Raw genomic sequence first — 17,781 nt, 5'->3', positions numbered from 1 at the left:
ACGTTTGTTCGAGGGGTAAACCTTCGCCAGGACCTCCGTTAAATCTTGAAACTCTCCAACGAAGCTGGATGGAACAGCTCCTCGGGCTGAAGCAAGCGCGACGACAGTCCTTCCGCGTGGTGTCGTTCCAGGAAGCGACTGAGTACGTGGCGGTTTGCTTCGAAACCATAGGACCAGAAGTCTTCCCCGAGCAGCTGGCGCGCCGCTCTTAACTGATCCTCGATAAACGGTAGCGTGACCTTGGTGGCGGAGGTGTCGCTCAATTTGTGCAGCGCTACGGACTTGGACTTCTCGAATGCCTTGGCTACGGCCCCGGGTAACCATGGGTGCTGCTCGGCCAACGTGCGCCGGATCCCCAGCACGTGCATGATCGGGAATAGCTGAGTGCGGCGGTACCAGTCCGAGGCCGCTCCCTGAGGATCACGATAGAGATAGCTGACGTTGGGATGGCCTTGGGTGAAACACGAAGGTGCTCGTGGACCGATCACGGCATCCAGTTCACCAGAGGCGAGCATGCCAGAAAGCGTTTCAGTCTCCGGTGCGTTCTCGACGATGACATCCGCCGGTAGTTTCAGAACAATTTTCTCCAGACGCCCGGTCTCTTCATACCCGCCACGGATCCAGGTGACGTCAGATGCTTTCAAACCATGGTCTTCTTCCAGGAACAGTCGAACCCATACGTTCGCCGTCAACTGGTACTCCGGCACACCGATGCGTTTGCCCTTGAGGTCTGTCGCGGACTCGATTCCGCGATCATTGCGGATGTAGATCGAGGTGTGGCGAAACGCGCGGGACGGGAAGACCGGGACAGCAATATAGGGACTGGTGCCCGCTGCGGTTTTAACGCTGTAGCTGCTCAGCGATAACTCGCAGATGTCGTAGTCGGCATGGCGAAATGCGCGAAAGAAGATCTCTTCGGGATCTTGCAGCATAAAGATCGGGTCGACCCCATCGATCTGTACTTCGCCGTCCACCAATGGCCGGATACGATCGTAATTGCCCACAGCAATAGATAAGTTCAACTTGTTCATGATGGGTTCTCGCAGGATTGAGTCTCTTCAACATTCACACCCAGTGTGATGTCGCGTTGTTCTTCGCTGGATCGCAACATGGCGAGGCAGATCTCCAAAGTGTCACGAGCCCATTCGCCGTCATGCAACGGAGTGACTCCGTAGAACTGCGCCAGATACAGTTCGTCAATGACTTCGGAGCGCGGCACCGTTGGCCGCTCCAGTATCAGTCGATCACGGCTATCGGACCCGTAAATCATGACGGCATCCGCCATGGGTCTAAGGTCGCCACCTTCACACGACACGATAATCGGGCCGAAATGCTGGAAGGCCGTCGCGTCGTCGGCAGGAGAGGGGCTGACGTAGCGTATGCCGCCATAAGTGCCCTCAGCTTTGAGCCGCGCCTCCTCATCCGCCGATTGCACCTGCTGCAATAATCGACGGGCACCGCCGTAAGCTTCGGGATTTTTGGGTTTGCCCATTTCCCCAACCCAGTCCATCCACTCGTCGGAGTCGAAGTGTCCGTAGCCGTTGTAGGTCAGGGAGGCGAATGCCCCATTCTCGAACCATAGAGTGGCTGTGTAGGCACCTTCAGTAGGTCGCGCGGGGTCCCAGTTACCCACTGCCGCGCGGACACGGGTAGCGCGACTGCCCGCCAGCAAACGGACCACGTCTACTTGATGGGCGGCCTGGCTGAATACCGCTCCGCCGCCTTCAGCGGTCGAGAGTTCTTCCGGGCGGCGAGGGCGCTGCAGGTAGTCGGTGTAGTTCAGCGCTTGAATCATTTTGACTGCGCCAAACTTGCCGCTACCGATCAGCTCTCGGGTACGCAGGTACGGGGTATCGAAGCTGTGGCAATGCCCAACGATCAGTTTCACGCCAGCCTCGGCGCAATCGGCGATCATCCGGTCACACTCCTCCAATGACAGCGCCATGGGCTTTTCGACCAGCACGTGCTTGCGATTAGCCGCCGCTATGCGAGTGTGTTCGGCGTGAAACTGATGCGGGCTGGCAATGTATAAGGCATCGACGTTGCTGTCGGCGGCCAGGTCTTCGATGCTCTCGTAGGCAGGCGCATCGAAATCCCGTTCGAACTGCTTGCGAGCTTGTTCACGAGGATCACAGGCGCCCACCAACTGGACGCGGCGATCGGCCAGGAAGGTCGGCAGCATGAGGGTGAATGCCCGGCCCAGACCGACCACTCCCAGACGCAGCCGAGTCGTGGATTCAGCATGGCTGGCCATCACGCATGAACCTCGTAATCAGGCTCCGCGACTATGTTGGCATCATCCAGGGCCCATACGTAACGAGCCTGATAATCACGCCAGTCGATATCCTTGGACACGATTGCCTGGAACGAGCAGATTCTGGAAGGGATCGCTTTCTCACCTGTACCAATAGCGGTTTCACCCGCCTGAAAGGCTGCCAAGGCATCCAGCATGACCCGGCGGAACTCCACCACGGCCAAGTCACTGGCGCCCAGGCGCTCATCGGAGCGATCGGCGATCGGCCCCATGGTCACCCACATGGCGATATCCTGATTGGGGAAACCCTTGATGCCCGTAAAGTTGCCGTTTTTCATGGCTTCACGGTCCTGGAAAAAACGGTTCCCGTCGTTGCGTAGCGGTCGGTAACTGTCGTCCAGATCGATGCCGACTTGCTGGCCGAGAAACTTTCGCCAGGTCTCTGTTTCCGGAGTGTTATCGGGGTTTCCCCAAGCCATGAAATAGAAGGCTGTGTGGGTGTCGTCGATGGGTACGTTGATATTCGCCACGTTGTACAAATTATTCGGTGGGATCAGTGCGGTGGCCGGGGCTACGAACACCGTAGAGCGTACATACTCGCTGGTGGCGGCATTCTGGATAGGACGGCGCAGAGCGGCATAACGGAAGCCATAGCTGGTACGCTCGACCTGCATGCGCGGCGCTTTGTCCGTGGACGGTCTTAGCCAGTTTTTCGAGGTGGCTTCCGCCCCCCCGACCCGGGCTGGAACGAAGTCGGATGAGTGCAGGCTCGAGCTGTGTGCCGAGTCGATGGCGCCTTCCAGGATCTGCGCCCAGTTGCAGGGAATGATTGCCTTGGCGATGCTCACTCGAACATGCTCATGGGGCGCCCAGGCCGGAGGCACAAACTCGGGAATGGCGTCCTGTGGCCCCATGTAGGCCCAGACGAAACCGCCCCATTCGCGGGTTTTGTAGGCCGTGTGCTTGACCTTCTGGCACATGTTGCTGGCGGCAGGTTCGGAGACCATTTCCACCACATTACCGTCCACGTCCATTTTCCAGCCGTGGTACAGGCAGCGTAAGCCTGAGTTTTCATTGCGACCGTAGATCAGCGACACGCGGCGATGCGGGCAATACTCGTCCATGACTCCCACGCGACCATCTGTGTCGCGAAACACGACCAGGTCCTCGCCGAACAGACGGGCCCTGACAGGCGTGCCGTCGGGCTCGCTGACTTCTTCGAGCAAGCACACTGGCGTCCAGTGACGGCGCATCATCTGGCCCATCGGTGCGTCGCCTTCGACGCGGCAGAGCAGCAGGTTCTCTTCTGGGGTCAACATGTAATATCTCCAGCGTTCAACTAATCGTTTGTAAAAAAGGTCTCGCCTAGAGGTCGAGTACCAGCGCGTCCTTTCTGGCTCGGGAAACGCAAATCATGATCTGATCGTGCTGTTCGTCCTCACGCAGCACCATGTCGCGATGCTCGACGTCACCTTCAATCAGACGGGTACGGCAAGAGCCGCAGGTGCCACTCTCACAAGAACTTGGCGCGCGGATACCGTTGTCGCGCAGAACCTCCAGAATCGAGCGGTCGGCGGGAATTTCGAGGTCGATTCCGCTGCGGCCAAGGGTCACCGAAAAAGGCCGGTTTTCGGCGAAGCGACTCTGGTCGACGCCGAAGCTTTCAAAATGGATGGAGCCGGGTGGCCAGTGCCCCGTCATGTCCAGCACGCTGTCCATCAATGGCCGGGGGCCACAGCAGTACACATGCGTACCGCTGCTCGGCTTGTCGAAAACAGGCCAGAAATCGTAAGCGTCCGCCGGATTGCCGAAGTCGTGGTGAATGACTACCGAGTTAACAAATTCGGCGCCCAGCAGCTCATCCCTGAAGGCGGTGAGTTCCGGGTTACGGGTGCAGTAGTAAAGTTTGAAGGGAATGTCGGTGCTGGCCTTCAGGTGACGCATCATCGACAGGACCGGGGTAATACCGATGCCTCCGGCGACGAAGATGAACTGTCGGGCATTCTCGGTCAGTTCGAACTCATTTTGCGGTGTTGCCACCGGTAGCAAGTCGCCTGCCTCGATATCATCGACCATGCTCACCGAACCGCCTCGTCCGTTGGCGTCACGCTTGACCGCAATGACATAACGCTCACGCTCTTGTGGGTCGTTGCTCAATGAGTAATTGCGGATGCTTCCGTTGGGCACCTTTACCCGGAGGTGTGCTCCGGCCGTAAACGCGGGCAGAAGCATCCCCTGCGGATGGGTCAATTCGAAGCGGAAAATGCCTTGGGCAATTTCGGTTTTGGCGGTCACCTTGAGGCTTGTGAACCCGTCATCGAGCTGTTCGGAACTACTCATCGCTGTTTCCTCATTACATCCAGTCGCGGGCTGAACACCCCCGCGAACCGATAGTTTCGTAGATATCTAACATTTTTTGGGCGTGCTTCGGCCAATCAGACGGCTCGATCCTATTCGTCGGTCAGTGGCTTTTCGCTCAAGGCATTAGCGGGCACTGCAATCAGAACCGCCAGACCACCCGCCAGAACCAGTACCCCGATTATCGTCAGTCCGATTGCGAGGCTGCCGGTGACTGTGTTGATCCAGCCCAGTCCGATGGGCGCACAGAACGCTCCGATCTGACCAAGAGAACTGATCGCGGAAATGCCCCCTGCGGCGGACTCGTCATTGAGATAAGCAGGAGGAATCGACCAGATGATCGCTGCGGCACCAAAGTACGACACTGCAATCATTGCCAGGCAAACAATTGAAATAATGGCCGAGTCCACAACGTGAGGCAGCAGGCAGGCACCCAAGGCACCGAAGGCGATACTGAAAAAGAAGTGCTTGCGACGCTCCAGACGAATGTCGGAGCTGCGCGCAATGAGGATCATGGCGATCGCCCCCACGATGTAGGGCAAGGTGGAAAGCAATCCGACGTGCAGTACATCCTGGATACCGCTGTTGCGGATGATGGTAGGCGTCCAGTAATTGAGGATCGTGCCACACAGCGGCACGGTGGCCCAACCGGCAGCAAGGACGTATACGCGCGGATCCTTGAGCGCAGCGAGCACAGCATGACGCTTGTCGGTAACGGGCTTCTTGCCTGCGCGGTCAGCGGCCAGCGCGTCGAGAATAATGGATTTTTCCTCGTCGTCGAGCCACTTGGCCTGCTCGGGTTTGTCCACCAGATAGAAGTAGGCCATCACCCCCATTACGGCAGCAGGAAGACCTTCCAGGATGAACATCCACTGCCAGTTTTTCATTCCCATGACGTCGACGAAATGCGTGAGTATCCAACCGGACAGGGGACCGCCGATGATGCCCGCCGCGGCGATGGCCAGCAAGAAGCGCGAGGTGATGCGAGCACGCCTGGCACCTGGATACCAATAGGTCAGATAAAGAATGATGCCAGGCCAGAAGCCAGCTTCGGCAGCGCCCAACAGGGCGCGGGCAATGTAGAACTCAGTGGGCGTTGTCATGAACGCCATGGACGCCGAGATCAAGCCCCACAGCACCATGATCCGGGTGATCGTCAACCGGGCACCAATCTTTTGCAGGTAAAGCGTGCTGGGTATTTCCAATGCGATGTAGCCGATGAAAAACAAGCTTACGCCGAGTCCGTAGGCAGCATCGCTCATGCCTAAATCGTGCTTCAGGTAAACCTGCGCGAAGCTGATGTTCACGCGATCCAGATAATTGAGAACCCAGGCCACGAAGATGAAGGTCATCAAACGTAGAGTGATTTTTCTATAGACCTTCTCGATGCGCTCATGGCTGCGCTGGAGAAGATGGGGCACGGCATCTGTAGCTGCTGTTGTTGTCATTGTGCACGCCTCGGACTTTGTGTAGCACGACCAAAGCCAGGGGGCTTGGTGTGCTTTTTTATTAGGTCTCTAAGAGAATATGGCGATTTTTCATCCCTCGCAATCAAAAAAGAACGATCTCTAAGTATTTTTTGATCTAGCGCATGTGTCGAGGCAACGCGTTATGCTTAGTATCGCTTACGCAGGTGATGAGATCGGACCTTGATATGACTGCACGAAAGCCTTTAGGCCATAAACAACCTGAAACCCAGGAAATACTCAGGCATTGGCACGATGTTGTGCCTGATGACCGTCTGGCCCACCTGGTCAAGGATGCAACTCGTGCTCTGGTCAGAGCGCTGCAGATGCGACTGACCGAACACGACGTATCCTTTGGTCACTGGGCATTCTTGCGGATCCTCTGGGAGACAGACGGATTGACCCAGAAACAACTCAGCACTCAGGCTGGACTGATGGAGCCTACAACTTTCGCTGCGGTGAAGGCGATGGAAAAACTGGGCTACGTCGTCCGGCAGCAGATGCCGGATAACAAGAAAAATGTTCACGTCTTCCTCACCGATGAAGGACGGCGCCTGAAGGACGTGTTGATTCCGCTGGCGCTGGAAGTCAACGAGGTGAGTGTTCGCGGACTCAAGGAACAAGATGTCGAGACCGCGCGACACGTTTTGTTGACTGTGATCGAGAATCTCGCGAACGCAGAAGCGAATTCCATCAATCCTTCCCATCGGGTGCCGTCAACGCGAGAGGTTGGGCGCATGATCAACGAGCGCAGCGAGAGTGTTTGTCCGGATTAGGGGCTGCCTCTACGCAACCTGCCTCCCATTGAAAAACCGTGCGCCTTCAACTTTGAGAATACCCAGCAGCATCTGCGCCGCCGGCGACAGGTAGGCGTTCCTGCGAGTGAACACGACGATGGTGCGTTTCATCGTGGTCTCCTTGAGCATGACCTCGCGAAGGTTCGTGCTGCCCTCGACGTCTTCAAGTGTTTCTCGGGGTAGAAAGCACAGCAGGTTGGTTTCAACGATCAGGCGTGGCAGCAGAGAAATCGAGGTGGTCTCGATCTGCACCCGGGGCAAGGGCAGGTCCCGCTCCTGGAACACATTGTCGATCCAGCGACGGGCTGAAACGGTGGTCGCCGGCAGCGCCCAGCGGTACTGACACAGGTCACGCAACTGATATCGGGCATTGAACAGCGGATGATCATGGCTGGCGACCACCACCGCTTCAGCGTCGAACAAAGCATGAGACTCCAGTAACGGACCGGTTTCATACTTCGAGCAGATCACCATGTCCAACCGCCCTGAACAAAGGGACTCATGCAGGAAGTCGTCCTGACCGATCACCAGGTTCAGCGTGATTTCCGGTGCATGGGAAAGCAATGTCGCGGTCAGGTGTGGCAGCAGGTGGTCCGCCATGGAAGCGCTGCAGCCCAGGCGAATATTGCCCATCACACCGCAGGCAAAATCGCGCACCTCACGCTGGGTTTCAGCGATGCTCTGTTGCAACTGCTTGCCGCGCACCTTCAGCAATTCCCCCACCGGTGTGAGTTTGATGCGTCGCCCGTCACGCTCGAACAGTCGCGTACCGAGTGACACCTCAAGCCGCTGAATGCTTTTGGTCAGTGCCGGTTGGCTGCGGTTGAGTTTTTGCGCCGCCTGGCCCAGGTGGCCCAACTCGGCGATGGTTTCAAAATAGGCGAGGTCGCGCAGGTCCATATCCATCAACAAAAGTTATTAATTCATCAATATTAGAAAATATACTTGATCGAATAAGCCATCAATAATTGTCGCGCGTTGGCTGCATGCCAGTGCAATCGGGGCGACCAGCATTGGAGCGAAAGACTTGTCCACTTCACCACGGCTTCTAAATCCTTGCTCCGCTGCGGTCCAATGGATAGCGCTATCACTGCTGGCCGGTGCCAGCGGTCAGTGGTTGAGGTTTCTGGAGGTGCCCGCCGGACAGTTTCTGGGGCCAATGCTGGTGGCCATTGTGTTCGGTGTTTGCGGTGCGCGCATTCGCTTGCACCGCTATGCCTTCAAGCTGGGCCAGGGCTGCGTAGGAATGCTCGCAGCTCATTCGATGACCCTGGCGGTGCTGGTCTCGCTGGCCCAGTCCTGGCCGTTGATACTGTTTGCAACCCTGCTGACGGTCAGCTTCAGTGCGCTGGTCGGGCTTGTGCTGGCGAGGGTCGGCGGTATCCCTGCCAGCACCGCCGCCTGGGGCACGGCACCGGGGGCCACCTCGGCGATGGTTTTGATGTCCGATGAATTCGGCGCCGATTCACGGGTGGTCGCAACCATGCAGTATGTGCGGGTGGTGTGCGTAGTGATGATCGGTGCGCTGGTCAGCCGCTGGCTGGGGGCACCTACCGGGGGTAGCGAAGTGCATGCCGCGAGCGTTGCATTGCAAAGCTTCAACCTGCTGAACCTGGGGCTCACATTCGCCACCCTTGTGGCCGGGATCGCATTGGGTAATCGGCTACCGGCCGGTGCACTGTTGATGCCGTTACTGTTGGGCGGCGCCTTGCAAGTGAGCGGCTTGTTGCACATCACCCTGCCAACCTGGCTGCTCGCAACCGCTTATGGCGCGATCGGTTGCTACGTTGGACTGCGCTTCGACCGCCCGACCATCGACTACGTCTGGCGACGATTGCCGACAATGATACTGGGGGCGGTACTGATGATTACGCTGTGTGCGTTGTCGGCCTGGTTGCTGGCGGCGCTGCTCGACAAGGACTTCCTCTCGGTTTACCTGGCCACCAGCCCAGGCGGGCTGGACACCATGGCGATCATTGCGGTGGACACCCATTCCGATGTCGGGTTGGTGCTGGCGATGCAGACCTTGCGGTTGTTCGCGGTAATCATTACGGGGGCGTTTCTGGCGCGCTTGGTCATTCGGTTGGCGGGCCGTTCATTAGCAATCCTGAAGGAGCAACATCCCCGGGGCTTACAACGCTCACCCTCAATTCAATAGCCTGGTTGCCCTCGGTTCCTGCAACCAGCCATTCCAGACCTGAACCTGAAGAGACACAGATAATGTTGAGCAAATCGCTCTTTCTCACCGTTCTACCCATGGTCATGGCGTTCGTCGCCGGTGCTGTCCTGCCGTTTCAGGCAACCACCAACGCGGCAGTTGGACGCGCCTTGGGGCATCCGCTCTGGGCAGCCCTCATCTCCCTTGTCATCAGCGCCATCGTGGTGATCGCTGCGCTGCTCATCCTCAAGGTGCAGGCTCCGGATATCGGCCGCGCCTTGCGAGGCGCCTGGTGGGTATGGATCGGGGGGATCCTGGGGGCGATCTATGTCGGCAGCGCCGTCGTTGTAACGCCAAAGCTGGGCGCCAGCGGCTTTATCATCCTGGTCGTCGTCGGACAGATCTTCATTGGACTTTTGATCGACCACTTCGGCTTGATGGGGCTTGCCTCGAAACCCGTCACATTCTTGAAGCTGATAGGCGCCGCCATGATTCTCGGGGGCGTCTTCCTTGTTCAAGGATTGAGCGCGAATGCCGCCCCCCAGTCCAAGGAGTCCATCGTACAGCGGTCTATCCCGCAGTAAGGCAGCTACATCTCGATCTATGGCGAGTGGCGAGCATGCGCCGAAAGACCGGCGCACAGTAGACCGGGGCGAACCATGGATTTGTGGTCAATGTGCAACCTGTGGGAGCGGGCTTGCTCGCGAAGAAGATAACCCGGTCCACCTGACGGAACACAAGCGCCCTACGGCACTTGCCATAGCCCTGACGTTAACGTAAAGATTGCGCCAGGGCGCCGACGACTGAAGGCGCAGGGCGGATGACCCGGAGCGCTTGATGACGCTAATAAAAACAAACTCCCCCAAACAGCATCGTGAAGCCCGGCTGGCCCGGGAAAAGTTGCACCTGGAAGGCGAAGTGCCGGATGGCGTCCTGCGTGCGGAAATCGATGCCTCGTGGCGACGCAGCCTGAGCCATGGCGTGCATTTCAATGCCAAGCACGAGCTGGCGCTGGAATCGAGTGCCAGCCTCGACGTGTTGCTGGACAACAATCGCTTGCTGATCGACGCCGCGTTGCCGGCGATCGATTACCTGGCCGAGCGTCAGGGCAAGGAAGGGCTGATCATCCTGGCCAACTCCGACGCCACCATCCTCGCCGTCGAAGGCCGCGCCGATCGTTTCAAGGGCAGTGGCCTGCTGGACATCGCTCTCGGCACCTGCTGGAGCGAAGCGGTTCGCGGCACCAACGCCCTCGGTACGGCACTGGTGGAAGCCCGGCCGACCCTGATCGATTGCGGCGAACATTATCTGGACCGCCTCAGTGATTTTTCCTGCACTTCGGTGCCGATCCATTGCCCCCAGGGCGACATCCTTGGCGTCCTCGACCTGACCCGCGAAGGCCCGCTTGGCCGCACCCACGACAGCACGGCGCTGCTGGCCATGGCCGTCAGCCAGATCGAAAGCCGGGTGTTCAACGCCAGCTATCCGGACGAAATCGTGCTGGCCTTCCACAGCCGCAGGCAATACCTGGAATCCCCGTGGCAAGGCTTGCTGGCGGTGAGCCTCGGCGGGCAGATCCTCGCGGTCAGCGCCCAGGCCTGCCAGTTGCTCCACGCCGAGCGCTCGGCCCTGGTCGGTCGGCGCTGCGAGGAGTTTCTCGGCGTCGACGGCCTGCAGTTGTTGGCGCGCCTGCAGCAGGGCGGGGCCGGCAGCCTGCAAACCGCCAAGGGAGAATTCTTCTACAAAACCCTGCGTGCGCCGCAACGCTCGATCAACGTCAGCAGCCCGCCGCGCACGGTGGCGAAACCCGCCAAGGCAAAACCGGATCTTGAGGCGCTGGCCGGCAGCAATACGCGCTACGCCCGTGCCTTGCGCATGGCCCGTCAAGGCCTGGCCAATGAGCTACCCGTCTTGTTGCTGGGCGAAACCGGCACCGGTAAAGAGGTCATCGCCCGCGCCCTGCACATGGCCGGAGCGCGCTGCGACAAACCCTTCGTGGCAGTGAACTGCGCGGCCATTCCCGAAGGCCTGATCGAGTCCGAACTGTTCGGCTATCGCGAAGGCGCGTTCACCGGTTCACGCCGGGGCGGCATGGTCGGGCGCCTGCAGCAGGCCCATGGCGGCACCTTGTTCCTCGATGAAATCGGCGACATGCCCCTGGCCTTGCAAGCGCGGCTGTTGCGGGTGTTGCAGGATCGCAAGGTCGCGCCCCTGGGCGCAGGCGAAGAGCAGGACATCGACATCGCGCTGATCTGCGCCACCCACCGCGACCTCAAGCGTCTGGTGGAAGAAAAACACTTTCGCGAGGACTTGTTCTACCGGGTCAACGGCATCAGCGTGATGCTCCCGGCCCTGCGCGAACGCGAAGATTTCGTTGCGCTGGTCAGTCGCATGCTGACGACACTGGGCGCTCCCAACGCTGTCCTGCACGACGATCTCAATCGCTTGCTCAGCGGTTATCACTGGCCGGGCAACATCCGCCAACTGGAGATGGTCCTGCGCACCGCGCTGGCCATGCGCGAGCGGGGTGAAACCGTGCTGACCCTCGACCACTTGCCCGACAGCATGCTCGACGAGTTGACCGCCAGCGAACGGCCCCAGGCCGGCAGCATCCGGGAAAACGAACTGGAGCTGATCCGTCAGTCCCTGGACACGCACCAAGGCAACGTCTCGGCCGCCGCCGACGCCCTGGGCATCAGCCGCGCGACCCTGTATCGCAAGCTCAAACAGTTGCGTCCATGATGCAGCGCTTGATCGTTCGGCTGATCGACAGCCAGAACCCCGAGGCGCTGCAAGCGTCACTGCGCTGGCTGTACAGCTTCGTGCGCCCCCATCGTCTGGCGATTGCCGGGCTGCTGGGCCTGTCGGTCTGCGCCTCGCTGTTGGTGCTGGTGCAACCCTGGCTGACCAAACTGTTGATCGACGACGGCCTGTTGGCACGCAACTTCCCGATGCTGGTATTGATCGCCGGGCTGATGATCGTGGCCGGGTTGCTGGGCACGGCGCTGTCGGGCATCAACCGCTACCTGCACACGCGACTGTCCGGGCGCATGCTGTTTGCCTTGCGCGACGACCTGTACCGGCATTTGCAAACCCTGTCGCCGAGCTTTTACGGCCAGCGGCGCATCGGCGACCTGATGTCGCGCCTCGATGGCGACGTCGCGGAAATCCAGCGGTTTGCCGTGGACTCGCTGTTCTCGGCGGTGTCGAGTGTGATCGGTCTGGTGGTGGCCGTGGCGATGTTGCTGACACTGTCCTGGAAGCTCTCGCTGCTGGCGGTGGTGCTGATTCCCCTCGATGTCCTCTGGCTGCGCTGGATGCGGCGCAAGGTCGAGCGCGATGTGCGGCAGTTGCGCGAGCGTTCGGCGGACATGTCGTCGTTCATGGTCGAGACGCTGCCGGTGATGAAGTTCATCCAGTCCGCCGGACAGCAACAGCGCGAAGCGCGGCGCCTCGAGACGCTGGGGCAGGGCTACATGAGCCAGTTGCTGCGCCTGCAAGTCACCGAGTTTTTCACCCAGGCCGTGCCCGGTACGCTGACCTCGCTGTCCCGGGCCTGCGCATTTCTGATCGGCGGTTACTGGGTGGTGCAAGGCACCTGGCAGCTCGGTGCCCTGATTGCGTTTTCCACCTACCTGGGCATGGCCGTGGGGCCGGTGCAAAGCCTGCTCGGGCTCTACGTTGCCATTCAGCGGATGACCGTCAGCCTCGGCCGGGTCATGGAGTTGCGCGGCGAACAACCGACCGTGTCGACGCCCGCCACGCCACGCCCGATGCCCAATGGCGGCGATCTCCGGTTCGACAACGTGCACTTTGCCCATCCCGGCCGCCAATCGACCCTGCGCGGCATCGAAGCGCGGATCCCCTACGGCTTGAAAGTGGCCCTCAGCGGCGGCTCGGGCGTGGGTAAATCCACCCTGATCGACCTGCTGCAACGTCACCACGATCCGCAATCGGGCCGGGTACTGCTGGGGGACGTCGATCTGCGCGAACTGGATCTGTTCCAGTTGCGTCGGCGCATTGCCATCGTCAGCCAGGACATCGTGCTGTTTCGCGGCAGCCTCGCCGACAACCTGGCCTATGCGGTGCCGGACGCCAGCCGTGAGGCGATTGCCGACGTGGCGCGGCTGGCGCAACTCGACAGCCTGATCGAGTCCTTGCCCGAGGGCCTCGACAGTCCGTTGGGCGAGCGCGGTCAGCAGTTGTCCGGCGGGCAGAAGCAACGCATCGCGATTGCCCGGGCGCTGTTGCAGGACCCTTTGATTCTGGTGCTCGATGAAGCCACGTCCGCGGTGGATGAAGCCACCGAGCGCGAAGTCATCGACGCCATCGACCGCTTGTTTGCCGGGCGCACGCGCATCCTGATCAGCCATCGCCCATCAACCCTGGCCGATGCCGATCTGCGTTTCGAATTGCTCGACGGCGTGCTGACCTCGAAAACGGTGCCGCATGAAGCCTGAGTTGCGCATGGGTGTGGTGGACAGCGGCCACTCGGCGGCACAGCGGGTGCGAGTGATCGCCGGTCGGCGCTTTGCATTGCTCGAAGACGGTCTGGCCGAGGGCGACTTGCGCGACGATCCGCTGGGGCATGGCAGTGCGGTGATCGAGGCAATCGGCCGGCGTGCCCCCTCGGCTCTGTTTTGCGTGGCGCAAGTGTTCGACCAGCGCGGTGTCACCAGCGCCTTGCAGATCGCCACGGCGATTGACTGGCTGCTGGCGCAAAACGTACGACTGATCAATTTGAGCCTCGGTTTGCGTCAGGATCGCAGCCTGTTGCGCGCCGCCTGCGCGGCAGCGGTGGCACGGGGCGTGCTGCTGTGTGCGTCGAGTCCAGCCCAGGGGGAAGGTGTGTTTCCGGCCAACTATCCGCAGGTGTTGCGGGTGACCGGCGATGCGCGCTGCGCCGAGCAGGAATGGTCGTGGCTCAACAGCGCCCAGGCGGATTTCGCTGCGTGTGTGCAGGGCACCTATCCGGGGCAATCCGGGGCGAGCCTCGGTTGTGCCGCCTTGAGCGGGCACATCGCCGGGTTCCTCGCCGAACAGCCTGACGCCAGCAATCAGCAAGTCGTCGAGTGGTTGCGCGAGCATGCCCGTTACCGTGGCCCTGAACGGCGCTTCGAGCCATGACCGACATCGTCATTCTTGGCGCCGGACCGGCCGGCGCCGCGGTCGCACTGGGGCTGCGGCGGCTGGGCCATGGCGTCACGCTGATCAGCGAATGGCGCCGGTTTGCGGCGCTCGAAGGTGTATCCGTACGGGTGCTTGAGGCATTGCGCAGCGCCGGCCTGCAGCATGCACTGGCGGATGCGGCGTTACCGTCCCAACGCCAGGTCTCGTGGAACGGCCAGCAACATGCACAGAACGTCGAGTATCTGCTCGACCGCCCGGCTTTTGATCGAGGCCTGCGCGAGGATTTGCGCCTGGCGGGGGTTGAGCTGATCGAAGGCCGGGTGTTGACGGTTCAGTCATCGACCAATGGCCATCGAATCGAAGTCGACGGCCGCGAACCGCTGCTCGCAGCGTTTCTCGTCGAGGCCCGCGGACGTCAGGCTCCCGCTACCGGCAAAGGCTTGCGCGGACCCGAGACGGTCAGCTTGCTCAATCGCTGGCAGGGTTCGCCGGGCAGCACCGCCAGCGCCGTGGAAAGCCTCGAGGATGGCTGGGCGTGGATGGCGCGCCGCGCCGACGGTCAGTGCTACTGGCAATGGACGGTGGACGTGGCCAGCGCCGGGTTGCCGGGCAAGGCCATGTTGCTCGATTACTGCCGGCTGCGGCGCCAGGGTTCGAATCTGGCCGCCGCATTTTTTGCCGGCGAAGCGGAGTGTGATCTACAACTGCACGCCCGCAGCAGCACGGCGATTCTGAGCCCGCAGGTGTGTGGCGAAAACTGGATTCGGGTCGGCGATGCGGCAATGGCCGTCGACCCGCTGTCGGGCAACGGGATCTTTCAGTCGTTGTCCTCGGCGTTGCAGGCGCCGGCGGTGATCAACACGCTGCTGTGCAAACCCGAACGAGCGGCTCTGGCCCAGCGTTTCCACCAGCAGCGGGTTGAGCAGTTGTTTTTGCGTTTTGCGCGGATCGGCCGGGATTTTTATGCCGATGAGCAGCGCTGGCCGGATCAGCCGTTCTGGCAGGCACGACGGAACTGGCCGGATGCCGAGGTGGCCCATGCCGAGGGGGATTTCAATGCGCTGAGGGTCGAGCGGGCGCCGGTGTTGCGTGATGGGTGGGTCGATGAGGCCGAGGTGGTGATCACGGTCGATCAGCCGTTGGGGATCTGGCATGTGCAAGGGGTTGAGGTGGCGCCGTTGGTGCGGCGGTTGAAGCAGGGAGAGCCGGCGGATCAGGTGTTGGCCGGGTTGACGGTGGAGCAGGGAAGGATGGTCAGGAGTTGGTTGATGGGGCAGGGATTCAAACCGTAGGCGCTGCCAAAGGCTGCGATCTTTTGGCTGCCTCAAACGTACCGAGGATCAAAAGATCGCAGGCTTCGCCAGCTCCTACAAAAACTGTTTCACAGTTTGATCAACACCGACTTCAGCTCGGTGTAATGCTCGATCGCCGCATACCCCATCTCACGTCCGACCCCGGACATCTTGTAGCCGCCGAACGGCAGCGCCGGGTCCAGGGCGCTGTGGCAGTTGACCCACACCGAGCCTGACTTGATGCGTGGAATCATCCGGTGCACCGCCGCCAGGTCATTGGACCAGATACTCGCTCCCAACCCGTAAGGGCTGTCATTGGCCATGCGCAGGGCATCGGCTTCGTCATCGAATGGGATGGCCACCAGCACTGGGCCGAAGATTTCTTCCTGCACCAGTGAGTGCTTCTGATCGACGTCGACGATCACCGTCGGCTTGACGAAGAACCCCGGCCCGAACTGCTCACCACCGCAGGCAATGGTCGCACCGCTTTCCCGGCCCTTTTCGATGTAGCCGTAGACGCGCTCCTGCTGGCGCGCCGAGATCAACGGGCCCATATCGACGCTCGGGTCCAGGCCGTTGCCCAGTTTCATGGCGTTGGCGATGTCGCTGATGTCCGCCACCACATTGTCGAAATGCTTGCGCTGTACATACAGCCTGGAACCTGCGCAGCAGACCTGGCCCTGATTGAAGAAAATCGCGCTAGCCGCCCCGGCCGCAGCGCTTTTCAGGTCGGCGTCGGCCATGACGATGGTCGGCGATTTACCGCCCAGTTCCAGGGTGACCCGGGTCATGGATTCCATGGCGATCTTGCCGATCTGCTTGCCCACGGCGGTGGAGCCGGTGAAGGTCAGCTTGTCCACCAGCGGGTTGTGAGTCAGGGCCGAACCGGCAGTGATGCCGGTGCCGGTGACCACGTTGAACACGCCTTCGGGATACCCGGCTTCCAGCACCAGCTCGGCGAGTTTCAGTGCGGTCAGCGGGGTTTCGTCGGCGGGTTTGAGCACCACGGTGCAGCCGGTGGCCAGGGCCGGACCGAGTTTCCAGCAGGCCAGCAGCAGCGGGAAGTTCCAGGCGACGATGGCACCGACCACGCCCACCGCTTCGCGACGTATGAAGCTGTGGAACTGGTCGTTGGGCATCAGCGGTGCCGACACATCAACCGTGGAGCCTTCGATCTTGGTCGCCCAACCGGCCATGTAACGCAGGAAGTCGATGGCCAGTTGCACGTCCATCACTTGGGCCACCGCCGCACTTTTACCGTTGTTCAGGCATTCCAGTTGCGCCAGCAGCTCGGCGTCGCGCTGCATCAGGTCGGCGAGTTTCCATAACAGATTCTGTCGCTCCCGGGGGCGGGTGCGGGTCCAGGCTGAATCGTCGAACGCCTGGCGGGCGGCAAGCACCGCGCGGTCGACATCCGCGGGCGTTGCCCGTGGCACCACGCACAGCACTTCGCCGGTGGCCGGGTTGTGCAGGGGCATGGTCTGGCCGTCGGCGGCCTCGACCCAGCCACTGCCGATCAGCATGCGCGGGGCGCGTTGGATGAACGCCGAAGTGGCGGGAAGCACGTTTGGGAGCGACATTGGCGAGGCCTCTTGTTGTTCGTGAGAACCGGGCTTTCGCAATGGCTGTGCCAAGTCCCCCAAAGCGCCGGTCGGCCGTGGTCGGGCGGGATTTTTCCGCAGCAGATCAAGGGGGCCGGGTAGGGGTGTTTGTCGCATTTCGCGACAGCCGGTGAGACGACGGGCAACCTGTTCGCGATCTTGAGAGCACCTGTGGCGAGGGCTAGAATTTTCTCGCCTGGCGGGCGAAATGACGGAGCATTGTTCCGGCAATACATCTGGCGTGAGGGAGGCAGCGATGAACCTTTCAACCCTGGAAATCCAAAACATCATTGAACACAGTTTTCTGCCGTCGGTATGCACGTGCAGCGTGGCGCCGGATCAGTCCCTGACCATTCGCGTGTGTGATTGCGTGACCGGCAAAGTCGACCTGGTGGCGACCCACGTTCCGCTTTGGGAGCTGAATTCACCCCACGCGATTGCGACGCTGGTGGTGCAGATGCAACAGGAAATCAACGCGCACAAAGGTGTGCACCCGACGTTTAACAGTTGAACCGAGGCCTGCCGCACTACACGCGTGGTGCGGCGCAGGCCTTTAGGCAATCCTCCCCGATCCCCTTTTCTTACCGGCTGGGCAGGCCCTGATGCCGATCAGTTAAGCCGAGACACTGAACCCGTGGCGAGGGAGCTTGCTCCCGCTGGACTGCGCAGCAGGCCCATTTGTTGGGGCCGCTTCGCTGCCCAGCGGGAGCAAGCTCCCTCGCCAC

15 protein-coding genes are annotated in these 17,781 nt (G+C 60.8%); 8 read left to right on the top strand and 7 right to left on the bottom strand.

Annotated elements, in window-relative coordinates:
• Positions 1 to 38: 38 nt before the first annotated feature.
• The 5 genes from KW849_RS30010 to KW849_RS29990 all read right to left on the bottom strand — a co-directional run bounded on the left by KW849_RS30010 (position 39) and on the right by KW849_RS29990 (position 6,060).
• On the bottom strand, positions 39 to 1,031 hold the full coding sequence (locus tag KW849_RS30010) for an ABC transporter substrate-binding protein (RefSeq protein WP_218433560.1): 993 nt from the start codon (positions 1,029 to 1,031) through the stop codon (positions 39 to 41).
• Positions 1,028 to 2,254, bottom strand: coding sequence for a Gfo/Idh/MocA family protein (locus tag KW849_RS30005; protein WP_218433558.1), 1,227 nt, complete (start codon positions 2,252 to 2,254; stop codon positions 1,028 to 1,030). The genes KW849_RS30010 and KW849_RS30005 overlap by 4 nt, the downstream gene beginning before the upstream one ends.
• On the bottom strand, positions 2,254 to 3,573 hold the full coding sequence (locus tag KW849_RS30000; protein ID WP_218433556.1) for a Rieske 2Fe-2S domain-containing protein: 1,320 nt from the start codon (positions 3,571 to 3,573) through the stop codon (positions 2,254 to 2,256). Before KW849_RS30000 ends, KW849_RS30005 begins: the two co-directional genes overlap by 1 nt.
• 46 nt (positions 3,574 to 3,619) lie before the next feature.
• Positions 3,620 to 4,594 carry a PDR/VanB family oxidoreductase gene (locus KW849_RS29995; RefSeq protein WP_218433553.1) on the bottom strand — a complete coding sequence of 325 codons (975 nt, stop codon included), beginning with the start codon at positions 4,592 to 4,594 and terminating at the stop codon, positions 3,620 to 3,622.
• A 110-nt stretch (positions 4,595 to 4,704) separates the two neighbouring features.
• On the bottom strand, positions 4,705 to 6,060 hold the full coding sequence (locus tag KW849_RS29990) for an MFS transporter (protein ID WP_218433550.1): 1,356 nt from the start codon (positions 6,058 to 6,060) through the stop codon (positions 4,705 to 4,707).
• A 206-nt stretch (positions 6,061 to 6,266) separates the two neighbouring features.
• On the opposite strand from KW849_RS29990, the gene KW849_RS29985 reads away from it, so the two are divergent.
• On the top strand, positions 6,267 to 6,854 hold the full coding sequence (locus KW849_RS29985; RefSeq protein ID WP_256357450.1) for a MarR family winged helix-turn-helix transcriptional regulator: 588 nt from the start codon (positions 6,267 to 6,269) through the stop codon (positions 6,852 to 6,854).
• 9 nt (positions 6,855 to 6,863) lie between these two features.
• Here KW849_RS29985 and KW849_RS29980 read toward each other — a convergent pair whose 3' ends face one another.
• The gene (locus KW849_RS29980; protein ID WP_218433621.1) at positions 6,864 to 7,775 is read right to left on the bottom strand and encodes a LysR family transcriptional regulator; all 912 of its coding nucleotides are present in this window, start codon (positions 7,773 to 7,775) and stop codon (positions 6,864 to 6,866) included.
• 127 nt (positions 7,776 to 7,902) lie between these two features.
• Here KW849_RS29980 and KW849_RS29975 point away from each other — a divergent pair, with 127 nt between their 5' ends.
• The 6 genes from KW849_RS29975 (at position 7,903) to KW849_RS29950 (ending at position 15,455) form a co-directional block, all read left to right on the top strand.
• The gene (locus tag KW849_RS29975; protein WP_218433537.1) at positions 7,903 to 9,033 is read left to right on the top strand and encodes an AbrB family transcriptional regulator; all 1,131 of its coding nucleotides are present in this window, start codon (positions 7,903 to 7,905) and stop codon (positions 9,031 to 9,033) included.
• A gap of 62 nt (positions 9,034 to 9,095) precedes the next feature.
• On the top strand, positions 9,096 to 9,617 hold the full coding sequence (locus tag KW849_RS29970) for a DMT family transporter (RefSeq protein WP_218433534.1): 522 nt from the start codon (positions 9,096 to 9,098) through the stop codon (positions 9,615 to 9,617).
• A 253-nt stretch (positions 9,618 to 9,870) separates the two neighbouring features.
• Positions 9,871 to 11,775 (top strand): sigma-54-dependent Fis family transcriptional regulator, encoded by a 1,905-nt coding sequence (locus KW849_RS29965; protein WP_218433531.1) that lies wholly within the window; start codon positions 9,871 to 9,873, stop codon positions 11,773 to 11,775.
• The gene (locus KW849_RS29960) at positions 11,775 to 13,493 is read left to right on the top strand and encodes an ABC transporter ATP-binding protein (protein WP_218433619.1); all 1,719 of its coding nucleotides are present in this window, start codon (positions 11,775 to 11,777) and stop codon (positions 13,491 to 13,493) included. The genes KW849_RS29965 and KW849_RS29960 overlap by 1 nt, the downstream gene beginning before the upstream one ends.
• Positions 13,483 to 14,160 carry a S8 family serine peptidase gene (locus tag KW849_RS29955; protein ID WP_218433528.1) on the top strand — a complete coding sequence of 226 codons (678 nt, stop codon included), beginning with the start codon at positions 13,483 to 13,485 and terminating at the stop codon, positions 14,158 to 14,160. Before KW849_RS29960 ends, KW849_RS29955 begins: the two co-directional genes overlap by 11 nt.
• The gene (locus KW849_RS29950) at positions 14,157 to 15,455 is read left to right on the top strand and encodes an NAD(P)/FAD-dependent oxidoreductase (protein WP_218433526.1); all 1,299 of its coding nucleotides are present in this window, start codon (positions 14,157 to 14,159) and stop codon (positions 15,453 to 15,455) included. Before KW849_RS29955 ends, KW849_RS29950 begins: the two co-directional genes overlap by 4 nt.
• An 89-nt stretch (positions 15,456 to 15,544) precedes the next feature.
• Here KW849_RS29950 and KW849_RS29945 read toward each other — a convergent pair whose 3' ends face one another.
• Positions 15,545 to 17,035: an aldehyde dehydrogenase gene (locus KW849_RS29945; protein WP_218433524.1), complete on the bottom strand. Its 1,491-nt coding sequence runs from the start codon at positions 17,033 to 17,035 to the stop codon at positions 15,545 to 15,547.
• A 277-nt stretch (positions 17,036 to 17,312) separates the two neighbouring features.
• Here KW849_RS29945 and KW849_RS29940 point away from each other — a divergent pair, with 277 nt between their 5' ends.
• Positions 17,313 to 17,567, top strand: a complete 255-nt coding sequence (locus KW849_RS29940) for a DUF1652 domain-containing protein (protein WP_108219424.1) — start codon at positions 17,313 to 17,315, stop codon at positions 17,565 to 17,567.
• Positions 17,568 to 17,781: the final 214 nt, after the last annotated feature.

Origin of the sequence: Pseudomonas sp. PDM26, from assembly GCF_019219185.1 — a bacterium.
Classification (GTDB): domain Bacteria; phylum Pseudomonadota; class Gammaproteobacteria; order Pseudomonadales; family Pseudomonadaceae; genus Aquipseudomonas.
Note: the sequence above shows the minus strand (reverse complement) of the source record. Positions and strands in the feature narration are given on the sequence as shown.

Coding starts and splice junctions, on each gene's coding strand:
- KW849_RS29990 (WP_218433550.1), bottom strand. CDS start 6,060: ATGACAACAACAGCAGCTACAGATGCCGTGCCCCATCTTCTCCAGCGC.
- KW849_RS29970 (WP_218433534.1), top strand. CDS start 9,096: ATGTTGAGCAAATCGCTCTTTCTCACCGTTCTACCCATGGTCATGGCG.
- KW849_RS29940 (WP_108219424.1), top strand. CDS start 17,313: ATGAACCTTTCAACCCTGGAAATCCAAAACATCATTGAACACAGTTTT.
- KW849_RS30000 (WP_218433556.1), bottom strand. CDS start 3,573: ATGTTGACCCCAGAAGAGAACCTGCTGCTCTGCCGCGTCGAAGGCGAC.
- KW849_RS29950 (WP_218433526.1), top strand. CDS start 14,157: ATGACCGACATCGTCATTCTTGGCGCCGGACCGGCCGGCGCCGCGGTC.
- KW849_RS29955 (WP_218433528.1), top strand. CDS start 13,483: ATGAAGCCTGAGTTGCGCATGGGTGTGGTGGACAGCGGCCACTCGGCG.
- KW849_RS29995 (WP_218433553.1), bottom strand. CDS start 4,594: ATGAGTAGTTCCGAACAGCTCGATGACGGGTTCACAAGCCTCAAGGTG.
- KW849_RS30010 (WP_218433560.1), bottom strand. CDS start 1,031: ATGAACAAGTTGAACTTATCTATTGCTGTGGGCAATTACGATCGTATC.
- KW849_RS29960 (WP_218433619.1), top strand. CDS start 11,775: ATGCAGCGCTTGATCGTTCGGCTGATCGACAGCCAGAACCCCGAGGCG.
- KW849_RS29980 (WP_218433621.1), bottom strand. CDS start 7,775: ATGGACCTGCGCGACCTCGCCTATTTTGAAACCATCGCCGAGTTGGGC.
- KW849_RS29965 (WP_218433531.1), top strand. CDS start 9,871: ATGACGCTAATAAAAACAAACTCCCCCAAACAGCATCGTGAAGCCCGG.
- KW849_RS30005 (WP_218433558.1), bottom strand. CDS start 2,254: ATGGCCAGCCATGCTGAATCCACGACTCGGCTGCGTCTGGGAGTGGTC.
- KW849_RS29985 (WP_256357450.1), top strand. CDS start 6,267: ATGACTGCACGAAAGCCTTTAGGCCATAAACAACCTGAAACCCAGGAA.
- KW849_RS29945 (WP_218433524.1), bottom strand. CDS start 17,035: ATGTCGCTCCCAAACGTGCTTCCCGCCACTTCGGCGTTCATCCAACGC.